Source organism: Nonomuraea sp. NPDC050383 (genome assembly GCF_044459125.1).
Classification (GTDB): domain Bacteria; phylum Actinomycetota; class Actinomycetes; order Streptosporangiales; family Streptosporangiaceae; genus Nonomuraea.
Genome location: NZ_JBITIP010000003.1, coordinates 622,291 through 637,034 on the forward strand (window position 1 = coordinate 622,291; position 14,744 = coordinate 637,034).

Below are 14,744 nucleotides of genomic sequence, written 5' to 3' on the forward strand. Positions count from 1 at the left end.
CCGGGACCCGGGCGGGCATGGCAGGTCAGGCGGCGAGCAGGCGGTCGCCGACCCACCCGTCCGGCGCGCAGCCGGGCGGGATCGCGAAGACCGCCGAGCCGATCGGCGTGACCCACGCGTTCAGCAGGTCGCCCTCCGCCACCCGCCGCTGCACGGGCACGAACTGCCGGTCGATGTCCGCCTGGTACGACACGAAGATCAACCCCGACTCCGAGGCCCCGTCACGACCCACCGCCTCGTCGTAGTTGTAGGGCCGCCGCAGGATCCGCTGCCCCGGCTCGGTGGCCCGGGCCCGCCTGATGTGCGCGAACTCCGGGATGACCGGGAACCCGAGCTGGTTGAGCCGGTTGAAGTCGGGCTCGTCCCGCTCGGCCCGGCCGGTGAGCGGGGCGCCCGTGTCGAGCCGGCGGCCGATCGCGAACTCCCGCGCCGACCGGTCCGCCGCGTCCCACTTCTCGAGCCTCATCCGGATCCGGCGCAGCACCATCGTCGTACCGCCGCGCATCCCCTCGGGCCCGTCGCCGATCCACACGGACCGGTCGAGGTCCGAGGGGTTGACCGTGCCGTCGAGCTGGCCCATGAGGTTGCGCTGCGTCGTGCCGGCCGCCTGCGTGCCCGCGGCGCGCCGGAAGCCGCGCTGGCTCCACCGCACCCGCGCGAAGGCCCGCGCGTCCTTGACGATCATCCGCAGCGCGTGCGCCACCGTCATCGGGTCGTCGGCGCAGACCTGCACGAGCAGGTCGCCGCCGCTCCACCGGTCCTCCAGCTCGTCGGTCTCGAACGCGGGCAGCTCCCGCACCGGCGACGGCACGCCCGCCGCCGCGAACAGGCCCGGCCCGAACCCGAACGTGATCGTCATCCGGGCGGGGGCGACGGCCAGTTCGGGCTCGGTGTCGGCGAGGGCCGGCCGTCCCTGGGTGAGCCGGCGGGCGTCGTCGGTGAGGAGCTGCATCAGCCGGACGATCGCCTCCTTGCCGGTGCCGGGCAGCAGGTCGAGCCCGAGGAAGACGGCGTGCGCCTGCGGGGTCGTCGCGACTCCGGCCTGGTGCTCGCCGTGGAACGGCTCCACCCCGTCGCCCGTTCCCGGAACGGCTGGTGCGGCTCTCACAGGCGCGGCCGTGACTCCCCCGGCCACCACCGGGAGCGCGACCCCGCCCGCCAGCAGCCTCCGGCGGCTGATCGCGGCGCCCATCAGTGCCCCGTCCCCGGCTGGTAGTCCTCCTTGCCGCCGGCGAAGTCCTTGCCGACGGCCGTGAAATCCAGCGGCGAGCCGCCCTTCACCGTGAGCGTGAACGGCACCCGCACGCCCGGCTTCACCTCTTCGGTGACGTCCATGAGCATGATGTGGTCACCGCCGGGCCGCAGCTCGTGCGTGCCGCCCGCGGGCACCACGATGCCGCCCTCCTTCGGCCGCATGATCATCTTGCCGCCGGACTCCACGACCTCGTGCAGCTCCACCTTCTTCGACAGGGGCGTGCTGCCGGCGACGATGGTGATGTCGGCGCCGGTCGGGTTGACCAGGGTGCCGAACGCGGCCGTCATCCCCTTCTTCGTGGTCTTGACCCACGGGTCGGTGATGGTGAGAACGGCAGCCTTTCCGGCGGCGGCAGAAGGGCTCACCCGGGCGGCGGACTCGGTGGCCTCCTGGCCACCACACGCGGTCAGCACGCAGACGGCGGCGACGAGCACCAGAACATGACGGGAGAACATGGGAAACGCCTTTCTCCACCCGGGTACGGGCACGCCGAACATGCGCACGTCCCAGATGCGGTTGTCGAAAAGAGGGGAGATGTCAGAACAAATCGACAACCATCGGCGGACCCCGCCGGCTCACCGCGTAGCGCAGCACGGCCCCGCGCAACACCACCGGCCGGGCCGTACGAACCATGACGAACGGCGTCCAGAACACGGGCAGCCGCACGAGCAGCAGCCGCACCGCCAGCCGGCGCAGCAACGCCCAGAACAACGCCTCGCCCCGGGCCAGCCACAACCCGGTCAGCAGCGTCGCCCACCCGTGCGCGACGAGCATGCCGAGCCCCGGCACCAGCCCCGCGTGGGCGTCCGCCGGCATCTCGACCGGCGAGGCGGCATGGGCCAGCGAGAACACCACGTGCAGCACGGCCTGCGCCCCGCCGAGCAGCGGCAGGATCGCCCGCGCCGTCCGCTCACGCCCGGACAGCGGACACGCCGCCGCGAACACCCCGCCCATCGCCCCGGCCACCATGCCCGGAGCCACGCTTCCCCCGCCGAACGCGTGCGCCCCCCAACCCAGCCCGACGCACACCACGGCGAACACCGCGGCACGCACGAGCCGGAACGGAACCGAGGCGGGAGACACAGACGGGATCCTCCCACGCGTACCCCACGCCCGGTGATCCGCACGTTCAAGGGGCGACATTGCCCGGGTCAAGACCCTCCTACACGAGGACCTACCCGGGCATAATGGCGGCCGATGCCGATACATCATGAGCCGATGCGCGAAGAGCCGATGCTCCATGAGCTGACAAATCATGAGCACATGCATCATGAGCCGATAAATGCGGACTTGTCGGCTTTCGCGGCCACCATGGCCCCCGTCGTCAACGCGGTCCACGTCAACGTCCACGCCGCGGCCCGCCGGCAGCGCGACGACCACGCCGAGGCGTGCGGCCTGACCCCCGGCCTCCTCATCGACCTGCGGTACGTGCTCCCCGCGCGCCCGCTCACCCGCCGCGACCTGTCCGTCGTCTACCGGTACGGCACCGCCGCCGAGCTGGACGCCGAGATCGCGGCCCAGCTCCGCCAGGGCACGCTGGCCGAGGACGCCGACGGCCTCCTGCGGCTCACGGACGCCGGTCGGTCCTACCTCCGCGGCCTGTACGAGGTCCACGCCGCCGCCACCCGCCGCCTCTGGGACGCCTACGACGTGCCGGCCGTGGCCGCCCTGCTGGGCGAGGTCCTGGCGCGGGCCGCGGCCGAGCCGGGTGGCGCGTTCGCGGTGATGGCGCCGCCGTACGAGCCCGAGGGGACGCCGCCCGGCCTGCTGCTGTTCAACCGCGTCGCCGCGCTGCGCTACCACCGGGCCGACGCCCACGCCGCCGCCTGGCACGCCGCCGGGCTGACGGCGGACACGGTCGTCGAGCTGGGCTGCGGTCCGCTGCGTGACCGGATCGAGGAGGACACCAACCGGCGCGCCGCCCAGCCGTACGCCGCGCTCACCGGCCGCGAGCGCGAGACCCTGTTCGAAGGGCTGCTCGCGCTCATCTGACCTCTCGCGAAGGGACCTGCCGTCGTTCCGCCCCCGCACGCCACGCCCCGGAGTAGCGAGGGACTCCGCAGTTCGCAAAGTGCCACCTTCAGGTAACCAGCGGCAAGGAGCAATATGGTCGAGTACCCCTTCGAGGAGGGTGCCGTGGATCATGACCTGCCCGGTGGGCCGAGGCTGATCGTGGGGATCGACGAGACCCCGGCCTCGCGCTGGGCCCTGGCCTGGGCCATCGGGGCCGCCAGGCTGCACCGGATGACCCTGGTAGCCGTGCACGTCAGCCGGGCGCCGGTCCACCCGTTCCCCGAGGCGCTGCCGGTGCAGCAGGCGCTGCGGTCCGGGGAGGAGGCGCGCTGCGCCGAGGTCGTCGGGGGGGTGTTCGAGGACGTGGCGGGCGGGATGCCCGAGGATCTCACCACGGCCGTCGTCGGCCGGGTCGGCGACCCCGGCTACCACCTCGTGGACCTGGCCCGCGAGGGCGACCTGCTGGTGCTCGGGCGCAGCCGGCGCGGCCTGCTCAGCCGCATGCTCCTGCCGTCCACCAGCATGTACTGCGCGCGGCACGCCAGGACGACGGTCGTCATCGTGCAGCAGCCGTCGCCGCCGGACGACCCGGAGCTGACGGGGGAGCGGGCCAGACGCTTCTGGACCCGCAAGCACTTCTAGCCCTGGAGTTCTAGCCTTCCCACCGCAGGGACTCGCCGAGGAGGCGAAGGCCCGCGGGGAGGTCCGGCTGGCGGATCGCGCCGTAGCCGAGCACCAGCCCGGGCAGCGCCGGGGTCTCGCCGCAGTACGCGTCGAGCCGCTCCACGGCCAGCCCGGGCGCCGGCCGTACGGACACGCCCGGGGCCAGCCGGGCGCAGAGGTGCAGGCCCGCGACCGACGGCACCACGCGCAGCCGCTCGTCGCGCTCCAGCGCGGCGGTGATCAGCGCGCGCCGGGCCGCGTACTCGCGGGTCGCCTTCCTGATGTGCCGCGCCAGCAGCCCCTCGTCGACGAACCGGGCCAGCGCGGCCTGCGTCGGCAGCGAGCCGTGCCAGTCGGTGAGCTGCTTGGCCGCGCGCAGCGCGGGCGCCAGTGAAGCCGGCGCGACCAGGAAGCCCAGCCGCAGCGCCGGGAGCAGCGTCTTGGAGAACGAGCCCACGTACACCACCCGGCCGGCACGGTCCAGGCTCTGCAGCGGCTCCAGAGGGCGATCCCCGAAGCGGAACTCGCTGTCGTAGTCGTCCTCGATCACCACGGCCCGGCGCCGCTCCGCCCACGCCAGCAGCGCCGCCCGCCGCGCCAGTGACATCGGCGTGCCGAGCGGGAACTGGTGGGACGGCGTCACGTACACGAGCCGGACCCCGCCCGGGATGGCGGACACGTCGATGCCCTCGCCGTCCACCGGCACCCCCACGACCCGCGCGCCGAGCGAGCGGAACAGCAGCCGGGCCGGCGGATACCCCGGCTCCTCCACCGCCACGCACGCGCCCGGCTCGATCAGGACCCGCCCGACGAGGTCGAGCGCCTGCTGCGCGCCGCTGGTGATGAGCACGTCGTCCGCGCCGGCCCGTACGGAACGGCTGACGCCGACGTGCCGGGAGATCGCCTCCCTGAGCCCCTCATGCCCCGCCGGGTCGCCGTAGCCGGCCGTGAAGGCGCTCACCCGCAGCTCCCTGGCCACCAGCCTGCGCCAGCTCTCCATCGGGAACAGCCGCGGATCCGGCACACCGGCCCGGAAGTCGTACCGGGCCGGGGACACGGGTGCCGCGGCGGGCGGCATCGACCGCCACAGGGCCCGCGGCCGCACCACGCCCCGCGGCGCGGCCCGCCCCCGCACCGGCTCCGCCGACACGAACGTGCCCGCCCCCGCCCGCCCCACCAGGAACCCGTCGGCGACGAGCCGGTCGTAGGCCACCGCGACGGTGTTGCGCGAGATCTCCAGGCGCCGCGCCAGCTCCCGCGTCGGCGGCAGCCGCTCACCCGACCGCAGCCGGCCGTCGAGGATCGCCTCCAGCAGCTGCCGGTAGACCTGTGCGGCCAGGTCACCCCGGCCGGTCAGCGTCACGTGGACGTCCATGCTTGGCCCAATCAATTCGCCGGAAATTGGAGCTTACACCGGGACAAGCCGCTCCCTAGGCTCGGTGTCATGACAGAACGCATGGACCTCGGTGCCCTCGCCGGAGAGGCGTACCGCGCGATGGCCGGACTCGACCGATTCGTCAAGGACAGCACCCTGCCCGCGCCGCTGCTGGAGCTCGTCCGGCTGCGGGCCAGCCAGATCAACGGATGCGTGTACTGCGTGGACATGCACAGCTCCGACGCCAAGCAGGCGGGGGAGAGCGACGTCCGGCTGCACGCCGTCGCCGTGTGGCGCGAGGCGCCCTTCTTCACCGACCAGGAACGGGCCGCGCTCGCCCTCACCGAGGCCGCCACCCGCCTGTCCACGCACGACGTCACCGACGAGATCTGGGACGAGGCGGCCAGGCACTTCGACGAGCGGCAGCTCGCGGCCCTGGTGGTGGCCGTGGCCACGATCAACGCCTGGAACCGCATGGGCGTGGCCACCCGCATGACCCCCGAGTCGTACAAGGCCTGACCGGTGGGAAACGACCTCAGGACCCTGACCGCCGCCCAGCTCGTGGCCTCGACCGGCGACGGCGCGTACCTCGTCACCTCGGCGCTGTACTTCACCGGCGTCGTCGGCATGTCGCCCGCGCAGGTCGGCGTCGGGCTGACGCTCGGCTGGGCCGTCGGCGCGCTCGCCGGGGTTCCGCTCGGCCATCTGGCCGACCGGCGCGGCCCGCGCGGCGTCGCCGTGCTGCTCGCCCTCGCCACCGCCGCGGCGGTCGCCTCGTACGTCCTGGTCCGGTCGTTCCCGCCGTTCGTCCTCGTCGCCTGCGCCTACGGGACCGCGCAGACCGGCCTGTCGGCCGCTCGCCAGGCCCTGCTCGCCGGGCTGGTCGAGCCCGCGAACCGGACCCGCGTCCGGGCCGCGCTCCAGTCGGCGCAGAACGGGGGACTCGCCGTCGGAGCCGCGCTGGGCGGCCTGGCCCTGCACCTGAACTCCCGCGAGGCGTACCTGGCGGTGCTGGCCGTGGACGCGGCCTGCTTCCTGGGCGCCGCCCTGGTGCTGCTCCGGCTGCCCGCCGTGCCGCCCGCGCCGGTGGCCGCCGGTCCCCGGCTGGCGGTGCTGCGCGACCGGCCGTACGCGCTGGTCACGCTGATCAACACGGTCATGCTGCTGTACATGCCGATGCTCAGCCTGATCGTCCCGCTGTGGATCGCCCAGCGCACCGCGGCCCCCACCTGGACGGTGTCCGCGCTCCTGCTGCTCAACACGGCGGGGGTCGTGCTGTTCCAGGTCCGCGTCGCCCGCCGGGTCCGCGGCCTCGCCGACGCCTCCTCCTCGGTACGGCGGGCGGGGCTGGTCATGCTGGTGGCCTGCGCGGTGTTCGCGCTGTCGTCGGCCGGCTCGTCGCCCTGGCTGGCCGGCGCCGTGCTGCTGGCCGGGGTGGCGCTCCAGGTGGTGGGCGAGCTGCTCCTGGCCTCGGGAGCCTGGGAGATCAGCTTCACCCTGGCTCCGGACGACAAGCAGGGGCAGTACCAGGGGTTCTTCGGCACGGGGACGGCCGTGGCCCGCATGCTGGGGCCCGCGCTGCTGACCACGCTGGTCATGGGATGGGGGACGGCGGGGTGGCTCGTGCTGGGGCTGATGTTCCTGGGGGCGGGCGTGGCGATACCGCCGGCCGTACGATGGGCTCGGCGCGGCATGGCCGTCACTCCGGTGTCGTCCCAGGCTGTTGAATCGTGAGAACAACCCCGCGCGCCTTGCCCCGCATGATCAGATCGTTGTCCAAGATGGACGGGTAAGGCGGGTCTCACCTGCGCCAGCCTTGCCATGCTTTGCACATTCCGTACATCTGGTTCGTGCGCGAAACAAGGACCGCAGCGAACCCTTGCTAGGCTGCATGTCAACCGTTGGGTCTCACCCCGGCAGGTGAGGCCGTCGAAGAAGTGGGGTCACACCGTGAAGAAGCTGCTTGTTCTGGCGCTGGTCGCCCTTGGGGGGTTGCTGATCTGGCGCAAGGTGCAGGCTGACCGCGCCGAGCTCGATCTCTGGACCGAGGCCACCGGCAGCGAGAACTAACCGACCTGGCGAGGCGATGAGTGACGTCGTCCCCATCCAGCTGGCGTGCCTCGACCTGGCAGGCACAACAGTCGGTGACATCGCCATGGTGGAGCGCGCCTTCGCCGAGGCGATAGCCACACAGGGCATCGTCCCCGGGACCGGAGCGTACGCGCGTGCCATGGTGCACGTGCACCGGTCCCGGGGCTGCCCCAAGATCGATGTCTTCCGTGGGATCTTCCCCGACAACGAAGCCCAGGCGCAGGCCGCCAACCTGACCTTCGAGCGCTCCTACGAGGGCGCCCTGGAACGGGCCGGCCTCGTCCCCATGCCCGGAGTCATCGAGGTCCTGGACAAGCTGCGCGGCTCCGGCCTCCGGCTCGCCCTCATCACGGGCTTCAGCCGCACCACCCTGAGCCGCGTCCTCAGCGTGCTCGGATGGGACGACAAGATCGACCTCGCCATCTCCCCCGAGGACGCCGGCGGCCGCGGCCGCCCCTGGCCCGACATGATCCTGCACGCCGTGCTCCGGCTCGGCATCGAGGACGTACGCGCGGTCGCCGTCATCGGCGACTCCGAAAGCGACATGCTCTCGGGCCGCCGCGCGGGCGCCTCGATCGTGGCGGGCGTCATGACGGGCGTCCACAGCCGCGAACGCCTCCTCAAGGGCGGTGCCACCCACATCCTCGACACGATCGCCGACTTCCCCAGCCTGGTGCTCAGCGACGACCTGCCCCCGCACCAGATGGGCACGCCGGGCCGGTAAGCTATCTTCGTCTGAAGGGGCCTTAGCTCAGCTGGCAGAGCGCCTGCTTTGCAAGCAGGATGTCAGGAGTTCGAATCTCCTAGGCTCCACCTCATGAAACGCCCCGTTCCGGATCTTGGAACGGGGCGTTCGTGCCGTTAACGTGCCATGAACATAATCTCGCGAACTGAAGGAGGATCAGGAGAGTTCGCCACGCACGTGGATGATCCGATCAGGCTGCCCTATGCCTCTGACCTGCACTCAGCCCTTTCCGTAGACATGTCCGGACCGGATCAGAGACTTGCGTAGCCCCCGCGGTGCAAGGCTGTCGTCGTATATCTGACACAAGCCTTCATGCGTGTCGGAGAACAGGTATTCGTAGGCGTACACCCTGCCGAACCGGGTTCACTCATGACGGGCGATGGGGCGCCTCAGAATCCTCTCGAACCATGCTGCGGCCGTTTCTGCGAGCTGCGGCATCGACCCGTCGGCCACGTCGGCCGGAAGACGGGTAGCGGGCGGAGAACGGCGGTCTCTCACTGGCGCGTGTGGCGGAGGAGGCTCGCTCCAGCCGTTATCTGTCGCTGCTGGAGCGCCAGCGGATCGGAGCCTCCAACGAAGGCGGTTCAGGCCCAGGGCCGTCGCCGGGTTGTCGGCGAGAAGGGTGAACGGGATGCTGTGGTGGTGATCAATGTCAGGAAGGGCCTTGTCCTGCTGACGATGGGGACGGCGCTGGTGCCGGTGTACGCGGCACTCAATTACGTGGCCATCCAGATGGGTGATGAAGCGCTGCGTCGAGGGCCGGAGTGGGAGGGGGGTGTCCCGCTGAACGATGCGATGAGTCCTGTGGCCGCGCACGCGTGGATGTGGACCTGCTGGGTCGCCCTCGGGGCGGGCTTGGTGGGCGTCGCGCTGATCGTCATCGGCGCCCTTCTCCTCCGGCTGCGCGGCCGTGGCCGGACCGGCCTCTTGACAGCGGCCTGGGTCATCGCCGTGCCCTATCTGCCGATCCTCTTCCTGGCCTTGCTCAACCCCGTGCGGGCCGGCATCTTCGACTTGCCCGACTACGAAGCAGGGCTTCCCTGGTGGCAGTCGGCTACGCATTATCTTCTGATGGCGGCTGCGTTGGTACAGGCCATGGGCCTGACCTGGCTGGCCCGCGCATCGGCCAATCCGTCACATCGGTGACCACGCCACTTCGCCATGCTCTCCGGCCCTCGCTCGCTCCCCAACAGGTGGAACGGCAGCGGCGAGAAGACTGGCCCGATAGAGCCCGCGGCAATCCCCGTACGGTTAACGCCGCCCCCATCGGGCGAGAGCGCGAATGACGGTAGGGATGTCCTCTCGGCGCGCACGCATGAGTGCGACAAGTCCGAGCACCAGCCAGGGGAGAACTGTGATCAGGACAGCAAAGGGCAACGACACGACAGAAGACACGACAGAGCCACCTCTCGGGATCGGTGTCTGTCGCTGGAGCCTGCAACGCATCATGCACGGCGACCGCGCACCCACAAAACAGAATCCAGCGTCCAGAACGCTGAGCCCGAGAATCACATGTCGCGTCGCTCTCGTCAACCATCCAGGTCACCTGCTGGGCATGCTCGATACTGGCGAACGGGCCGTGCTCGTCTAGCAGTTCCCGGCGCAGTGTCTAGTGGAAGCGCTCAACCTTGCAGGTGGTGGTGGGTAAATGCGGGCGGGTAAGCCGGTGGGTGTTGCCGTAGCGGCTCAACGCCTCCGCCAGGGCCAGGCAGACGGCCCGGCCGGTAGGGCACGCCACCACGGTCGCGGCGACGCAGCAGCGGGAATGGTCGTCGATGCCGGTGACGACCTTGCACTCGGTGCCGTCAGCCGGCATGATCCCGCCGAGGATGTCCATCTGCCATAACTGCATCGACTCGGATCGTTGCCAGCGCGTGTAGTCCTCCCGTCGCCGGCCTCTGGGGTTGACCTGCACCAGGCCATGGCGCACCAGCACACGGTGCACCGTCGCCTTCGACGGCACCGGCCCGGAGCAGCCTCGGCGGGTCAATTCCCACACCAGGCGGCGGGCACCCCAAACGGGGGTGGCTACGCCGCAGTTCGCAGAGCAGCGCGCCCACCGCGGCCGGTGTCCGGGCCGGCGAACTACGCGGGCGCGAGGAGCGGTCCGACAGCCCGGCCAGCCCCTGATCGCGATATCGGCCCAGCCGTCGATGAACGGTCTGACGGGAGACCCCGAATCGGCGGGCGACGTCGGTGACACTCGCCCCGGACAAGACCTGCAGCACGGCTTGATACCGCTGCTCGACCACGCTCGACTCCACCAGCACTCAGCGAAGTGTCACGCATGTCCTGAGCACGGTGCTTCGCCTGGCCAGGGATCAGATGCCAGACTCCCTGATCCTGACCCACGGCGAGGCGGCCCGGGACTGCCCTGGACTATCCGGAAGAAGCCGCAAGGACAGCGCAGTAAGAGGGCAAGCACCAGACCACGACCCCGCCACGACAGGTGCGGCGCGCTCACCAGGGCAGCCAGTGGGTAGGCGAACACTCCGGCGACCGCGCTGACCGGCACGTCGGCGAGCTCCCAGATCGGCACCAGGAAGAAGGGCGCGAGCACGGCGACGATCCATGCCGGGCGTACCCGGAGGAGGTGCAGCAGCGGCCAGGCGAGCACGACCGCCGCCCAGTTCCCCACCGTCCACGCCTCGACCAGCCGGCCGATACAGCCGAAGTGGCCGCAGCGTGAGTCGTCGGACAAGGCGGCCACGAGCAGCAACCAGCCGAACTGGATGAAGGGCAGGATGATGCCGGCGAGCCCGGCGGCGACCACTCGCTCGGCAAGCCGCCTCTCGGCGGCGGGTGAGGCACTCGCGTTGCATGTATCCACACCGTGAGCATCTGATCCGGCTGTCTCGCGAGGCATACGCATTGATCACGATTGAAGTGGGGTCCAGCAGGTGCGCCACCCCGCGGACCAGGATGCGGATCAGTTGTCTGCGTCCTAACGTGTGCTCAGCGCGTACAGCAGAGAAGTACGGAAACGAGGCCTTACACGACACACTCTGCCAGTCGGGAATTGCTCTCTGAGCTGGGCAACGCCGACTTCAGGTGGTACCTGGCTCCCGTTTGCGAGCAGGATGTCAGGAGTTCGCATCTCCTAGGCTCCACACACGAAAGCCTCTTTCCTCGCGGCCAGCGATGGCCGCGAGGTCGGAATGCCCCGCCGGGCGGACCATGAGACCCGCCCATGGTCACGCCGCCGCCCAGCCTTACCGCTTAGGAATCGAGTACGGCGGCGACGGCTTCGATCTCAACGAGCTGGTCGTCGTAACCGAGCACGGTGACGCCCATCAAGGTGCTCGGTACGTCGTGGTCACCGAATGAGTCCCGGACCACCTTCCAGGCAGCCCCCAAATCCTTCTGCCGGGTGGACGCGACGAGAACCCTTGTGCTGATGACGTCGTGCAATGATGCGCCAGCGGCAGTGAGAGCCGCCTGCATGTTCTCAATGGCTTTCGCTGCTTGGCCCGCGTAGTCCCCAATCGCTGCCGTCGAGCCGTCCTCGTTCAGGGGACACGCTCCGGCGAGGAAGATGAGTCGTGACTCGGCAGGCGCCGTGGCTGCGTAGGCATACTCGGCGACGTCGGACAGAGAAGCGGAGCGGATCAAAGTGATGGCGCTAGGCATGGCCCTCAGTTCCCTTCGTATCGGGCACAGGGCGACCATCCTGACATCGGCCTCTTTCTGCCGCCTCCTCTTTTTCGCAGCCAAGCCGCCCGTACCTTGCGGCCCGCGGACTTGGGATCGGTGAAGATCGGACCCTTGCCGGTGATCTAGAGCAATTGGTTCGACTTTGACTGTGCCTGTGTTGAGGTCGAGGTCGCGGCGCCGGAGTCCGGTGAGTTCGCCCCATCGCAGGCCGGCGAACGTGCCGAGGAGTACGAGGGTGCGGTATCGGTGTCCGATGACGTCGACGAGGCGGTAGACCTGGGCGACTGTGAGCGCCGGTCGTTCGGGTGACTTCTCCTGGCCTGCGCCTTTGATCCGGCAGTGGTTGCGTTTGATGAGCTGGTCATCCACAGCTGTGGACAGAATCGTCTTGAGGAGTCGGTACGCGTTGGCGCCGGTGACCTCGCTGACGCCCTCGTGGCGCAGCAGCGGCCTATTGAGCTAGTTGGGCGCTTTGTCGCCGAAGGTCTGGCCGCAGGACGGGTGAGGCCGGGCCGAGCAACTCTTCCACAGGATCAACGACGCCGTAGGCGTTTGGGTTCGTGGCGGCGGGCGTGGGTACGGGCCGAAGTCCAAAGGTACGCCGGCAGCCGGTGAAGACCGGCATCCGAAGACACCTGCCGACCCGCCCCAGGGACGTGCCGCGCACGGTCCGCTGGTCAACAGCTCCTGACCGGCCATCTCTCGGCCGACCCCGATCGGGATGCCGTCACAAGCCGTCGGGAAGCGCCCGTTCCAGGCCGTCGAAGGCACGTACGGCCAGTGCTCGCTGCTCGTCGGCGATGTCGTCGGCGCGCTCGCCTGCCAGCAGCCGCGCGGCTGTGGTGACGTAGATCGTGCGACAGGCCGCGACCGTCAGCGCCGCCGCCAGCCTGGCCCGCGAGTCGCCGAGCTCGACCCCGGCGGCCTCCGCGAGGAGAGAGGCCATGGTGTCCTCCATCTCCTCCACGGCCTCCCTGGCCCGCGCCCGCAGCGACGGCGCCGCCAGCACGACCCGCCAGAAGTGCGGGAAGTCGTCGTGCAGGCCCGACAGCGGATGCCGCTGGTCCATGAGCTCGAGCAGCATGCGGCGCAGCGGGACGAGCGGGGACTCGCCCTCCTGACGTTCCCGGACGGCTCGCGTGATCAGCTCCGCGGCCTCGGGAAGCCGGTCGAGGAAGAGGTCCTCCTTGCGGGGGAAGTGGTTGAAGACCGTCATGGCGGAGACGTCGGCGGCTTCCGCGACCTCGGCGACCGTGACGTTGTCGAAGCCGCGCTCGAAGAAGAGCATCGACGCCACGTCGGAGATCCGCTGCCGTGTCTGGCGCTTCTTGCGCTCGCGCAGCGTAAGGGGGGCGGGATCGTGGTTCACGATTCCAGTGTAGCGAGTAAAAGATTTTAGTGACTATAGTGAAGTCATGGACTTCGATGTGGTGGTGGCAGGGGCAGGTCCCGTCGGACTGATGCTCGCCTGCGAGCTTCGGCTGGCCGGAGTGTCGGTGGTCGTCGTCGAGCGGCTGACCGAGGTGGACACGACGATCAAGGCGGGCTCGATCACCCTGCCGACCGCCGAGGCGCTCTACCGCCGCGGGCTGCTGCCCGCGGCGGCGGAGATGCAGCGGGAGGTCTTCGCGCGGTTCATGCGGCCGGGTGCGGGCGGAAAGCCCGGGAAATCCGGCCCGAAGGTTCTCGGCCACTTCGCCGGCATCATGCTGCACAACGACCTGCTCGACACGTCCGATCCCGACTTCGCCGGCCACGGCCCCGCGGCGGACGTTTCGCTGGTGCCCCAATCCGAGCTGGAGCGCCTGCTCGGCGACCGTGCGTCGGCCCTCGGCGTCGAGGTGCGGCGCGGGGTGGAGCTCACCGGGTTCGACCAGGACGCCGAGGGGATCACCGTCCACACCGGCAAGGGTCCGATCCGCGCCGCCTGGCTCGCGGGCTGCGACGGCGGCCGCAGCACGGTCCGCAGGCTGGCCGGGTTCCAGTTCCCCGGCACGGACCCGGAGATCACCGGCCACCAGGCGCTGGTCGAGATGGAGGGCGCCGAAGACCTGGTCATGGGCTGGAACCGCACCGACACCGGCGTCTACGTCCACGGCCCGATACCAGGCCGTATCCTCACCGTGCAGTTCGGCGGGCCACCCGCCGACCGGGACGCGCCGATCACCACAGGGGAGCTCCAGGCAGCCCTGCACCGGGTTTCCGGGGTCGATGTCACGATCACCGCCGTCCACACGGCCACCCGGTTCACCGACAACGCCCGCCAAGCCACCACCTACCGGATGGGGCGGGTGCTGCTGGCGGGCGACGCGGCGCACGTCCACTCGCCCTTCGGTGGCCAGGGGCTCAACCTTGGCATCGGGGACGCGATGAACCTCGGCTGGAAGCTCGCCGCCGCGATTCGCGGCTGGGCGCCCGTGGGGTTGCTGGATTCCTACACCGCCGAGCGGCATCCCATCGGCGCGTGGGTCCTGGACTGGACCCGGGCCCAGATCGCGCTGATGCGTCCCGAACCGCACGCACAGGCCATGCGCGACATCGTGACCGACCTGGCCAGGACGGTGACCGGAACCACCTACTTCGCCAAGAAGCTCTCCGGCGTATGGCAGCACTACGACCTCGACGGCGACCACCCGTTGGCCGGCCGCACGGCGCCTGACCTCGAGCTCACCGGCGTCGGCAAGCTGGCCGACCTCCTCCACGGCGGCCAGGCCCTGCTCCTCGACCTGACAGGCGGCGACGCGGCACTCGGCCGGCACGCCGAAGGCTACGGCGACCGGATCCGCGTCGTCGCGACGACCTGTCCTGACCGTCCCGACCTCACAGGCCTCCTGGTCCGGCCCGACGGGATCGTCGCCTGGGCGTCAGGCGACCCGGACACCTCGAAGACGCTCGACAACGCGCTGACCCGGTGGTTCGGAGCACCTTCCGAACTCTCGCCTGCCTGA

The 14,744-nt window shown here is 70.5% G+C and carries 16 protein-coding genes, 1 tRNA gene and 1 pseudogene; 9 read left to right on the forward strand and 9 right to left on the reverse strand.

Going from position 1 to position 14,744, the window contains the following annotated elements:
• Positions 1-25: 25 nt before the first annotated feature.
• The 3 genes from ACIBG4_RS11275 to ACIBG4_RS11285 all read right to left on the reverse strand — a co-directional run bounded on the left by ACIBG4_RS11275 (position 26) and on the right by ACIBG4_RS11285 (position 2,338).
• Entirely contained in the window at positions 26-1,192 is a 1,167-nt protein-coding gene (locus ACIBG4_RS11275) for a Dyp-type peroxidase (protein ID WP_397201683.1), read from the reverse strand.
• A complete protein-coding gene (locus ACIBG4_RS11280) occupies positions 1,192-1,710 on the reverse strand; it encodes a copper chaperone PCu(A)C (RefSeq protein WP_397201684.1) in 519 nt (172 codons plus the stop codon). The genes ACIBG4_RS11275 and ACIBG4_RS11280 overlap by 1 nt, the downstream gene beginning before the upstream one ends.
• An 82-nt stretch (positions 1,711-1,792) precedes the next feature.
• Positions 1,793-2,338: an MFS transporter gene (locus tag ACIBG4_RS11285; RefSeq protein ID WP_397201685.1), complete on the reverse strand. Its 546-nt coding sequence runs from the start codon at positions 2,336-2,338 to the stop codon at positions 1,793-1,795.
• Positions 2,339-2,545: 207 nt separating this feature from the next.
• Here ACIBG4_RS11285 and ACIBG4_RS11290 point away from each other — a divergent pair, with 207 nt between their 5' ends.
• Both ACIBG4_RS11290 and ACIBG4_RS11295 read left to right on the forward strand, forming a co-directional pair.
• Complete coding sequence (locus ACIBG4_RS11290; RefSeq protein WP_397201686.1) at positions 2,546-3,247, forward strand: hypothetical protein; 702 nt, start codon at positions 2,546-2,548, stop codon at positions 3,245-3,247.
• 114 nt (positions 3,248-3,361) lie between these two features.
• Complete coding sequence (locus tag ACIBG4_RS11295; RefSeq protein ID WP_310707714.1) at positions 3,362-3,910, forward strand: universal stress protein; 549 nt, start codon at positions 3,362-3,364, stop codon at positions 3,908-3,910.
• A gap of 10 nt (positions 3,911-3,920) precedes the next feature.
• On the opposite strand, the gene ACIBG4_RS11300 is transcribed toward ACIBG4_RS11295, so the two are convergent.
• Positions 3,921-5,306: a PLP-dependent aminotransferase family protein gene (locus tag ACIBG4_RS11300; RefSeq protein ID WP_397201687.1), complete on the reverse strand. Its 1,386-nt coding sequence runs from the start codon at positions 5,304-5,306 to the stop codon at positions 3,921-3,923.
• A gap of 69 nt (positions 5,307-5,375) precedes the next feature.
• Here ACIBG4_RS11300 and ACIBG4_RS11305 point away from each other — a divergent pair, with 69 nt between their 5' ends.
• From ACIBG4_RS11305 to ACIBG4_RS11330, 6 genes are all read left to right on the forward strand, one after another.
• Complete coding sequence (locus tag ACIBG4_RS11305; protein WP_397201688.1) at positions 5,376-5,825, forward strand: carboxymuconolactone decarboxylase family protein; 450 nt, start codon at positions 5,376-5,378, stop codon at positions 5,823-5,825.
• A gap of 3 nt (positions 5,826-5,828) precedes the next feature.
• A complete protein-coding gene (locus ACIBG4_RS11310) occupies positions 5,829-7,040 on the forward strand; it encodes an MFS transporter (RefSeq protein WP_397201689.1) in 1,212 nt (403 codons plus the stop codon).
• A gap of 216 nt (positions 7,041-7,256) precedes the next feature.
• Entirely contained in the window at positions 7,257-7,376 is a 120-nt protein-coding gene (locus ACIBG4_RS11315; RefSeq protein ID WP_013130296.1) for a DLW-39 family protein, read from the forward strand.
• Positions 7,377-7,392: 16 nt separating this feature from the next.
• Positions 7,393-8,121, forward strand: a complete 729-nt coding sequence (locus ACIBG4_RS11320) for an HAD-IA family hydrolase (protein ID WP_310707710.1) — start codon at positions 7,393-7,395, stop codon at positions 8,119-8,121.
• Between the two features lie 16 nt (positions 8,122-8,137).
• A tRNA-Ala gene (locus tag ACIBG4_RS11325) sits at positions 8,138-8,210 on the forward strand.
• Positions 8,211-8,778: 568 nt separating this feature from the next.
• On the forward strand, positions 8,779-9,288 hold the full coding sequence (locus tag ACIBG4_RS11330; RefSeq protein WP_397201690.1) for a hypothetical protein: 510 nt from the start codon (positions 8,779-8,781) through the stop codon (positions 9,286-9,288).
• Between the two features lie 463 nt (positions 9,289-9,751).
• Here ACIBG4_RS11330 and ACIBG4_RS11335 read toward each other — a convergent pair whose 3' ends face one another.
• The 5 genes and pseudogenes from ACIBG4_RS11335 to ACIBG4_RS11355 all read right to left on the reverse strand — a co-directional run bounded on the left by ACIBG4_RS11335 (position 9,752) and on the right by ACIBG4_RS11355 (position 13,165).
• Complete coding sequence (locus ACIBG4_RS11335; RefSeq protein WP_397201724.1) at positions 9,752-10,078, reverse strand: hypothetical protein; 327 nt, start codon at positions 10,076-10,078, stop codon at positions 9,752-9,754.
• A gap of 85 nt (positions 10,079-10,163) precedes the next feature.
• A pseudogene (locus ACIBG4_RS11340) lies at positions 10,164-10,412 on the reverse strand (helix-turn-helix domain-containing protein); the annotation flags it as partial.
• An 11-nt stretch (positions 10,413-10,423) separates the two neighbouring features.
• The gene (locus tag ACIBG4_RS11345) at positions 10,424-10,972 is read right to left on the reverse strand and encodes a hypothetical protein (protein WP_397201691.1); all 549 of its coding nucleotides are present in this window, start codon (positions 10,970-10,972) and stop codon (positions 10,424-10,426) included.
• Between the two features lie 389 nt (positions 10,973-11,361).
• A complete protein-coding gene (locus ACIBG4_RS11350) occupies positions 11,362-11,772 on the reverse strand; it encodes a Rid family hydrolase (protein WP_310707703.1) in 411 nt (136 codons plus the stop codon).
• A 751-nt stretch (positions 11,773-12,523) separates the two neighbouring features.
• A complete protein-coding gene (locus ACIBG4_RS11355) occupies positions 12,524-13,165 on the reverse strand; it encodes a TetR/AcrR family transcriptional regulator (RefSeq protein ID WP_397201692.1) in 642 nt (213 codons plus the stop codon).
• Positions 13,166-13,211: 46 nt separating this feature from the next.
• On the opposite strand from ACIBG4_RS11355, the gene ACIBG4_RS11360 reads away from it, so the two are divergent.
• Complete coding sequence (locus ACIBG4_RS11360; RefSeq protein WP_397201693.1) at positions 13,212-14,744, forward strand: FAD-dependent monooxygenase; 1,533 nt, start codon at positions 13,212-13,214, stop codon at positions 14,742-14,744.

Bases quoted from the DNA above. Each gene is read 5' to 3' on its own strand.
- ACIBG4_RS11275 (WP_397201683.1), bottom strand. From the start codon at position 1,192: ATGGGCGCCGCGATCAGCCGCCGGAGGCTGCTGGCGGGCGGGGTCGCG.
- ACIBG4_RS11305 (WP_397201688.1), top strand. From the start codon at position 5,376: ATGACAGAACGCATGGACCTCGGTGCCCTCGCCGGAGAGGCGTACCGC.
- ACIBG4_RS11360 (WP_397201693.1), top strand. From the start codon at position 13,212: ATGGACTTCGATGTGGTGGTGGCAGGGGCAGGTCCCGTCGGACTGATG.
- ACIBG4_RS11320 (WP_310707710.1), top strand. From the start codon at position 7,393: ATGAGTGACGTCGTCCCCATCCAGCTGGCGTGCCTCGACCTGGCAGGC.
- ACIBG4_RS11280 (WP_397201684.1), bottom strand. From the start codon at position 1,710: ATGTTCTCCCGTCATGTTCTGGTGCTCGTCGCCGCCGTCTGCGTGCTG.
- ACIBG4_RS11295 (WP_310707714.1), top strand. From the start codon at position 3,362: ATGGTCGAGTACCCCTTCGAGGAGGGTGCCGTGGATCATGACCTGCCC.
- ACIBG4_RS11300 (WP_397201687.1), bottom strand. From the start codon at position 5,306: ATGGACGTCCACGTGACGCTGACCGGCCGGGGTGACCTGGCCGCACAG.
- ACIBG4_RS11350 (WP_310707703.1), bottom strand. From the start codon at position 11,772: ATGCCTAGCGCCATCACTTTGATCCGCTCCGCTTCTCTGTCCGACGTC.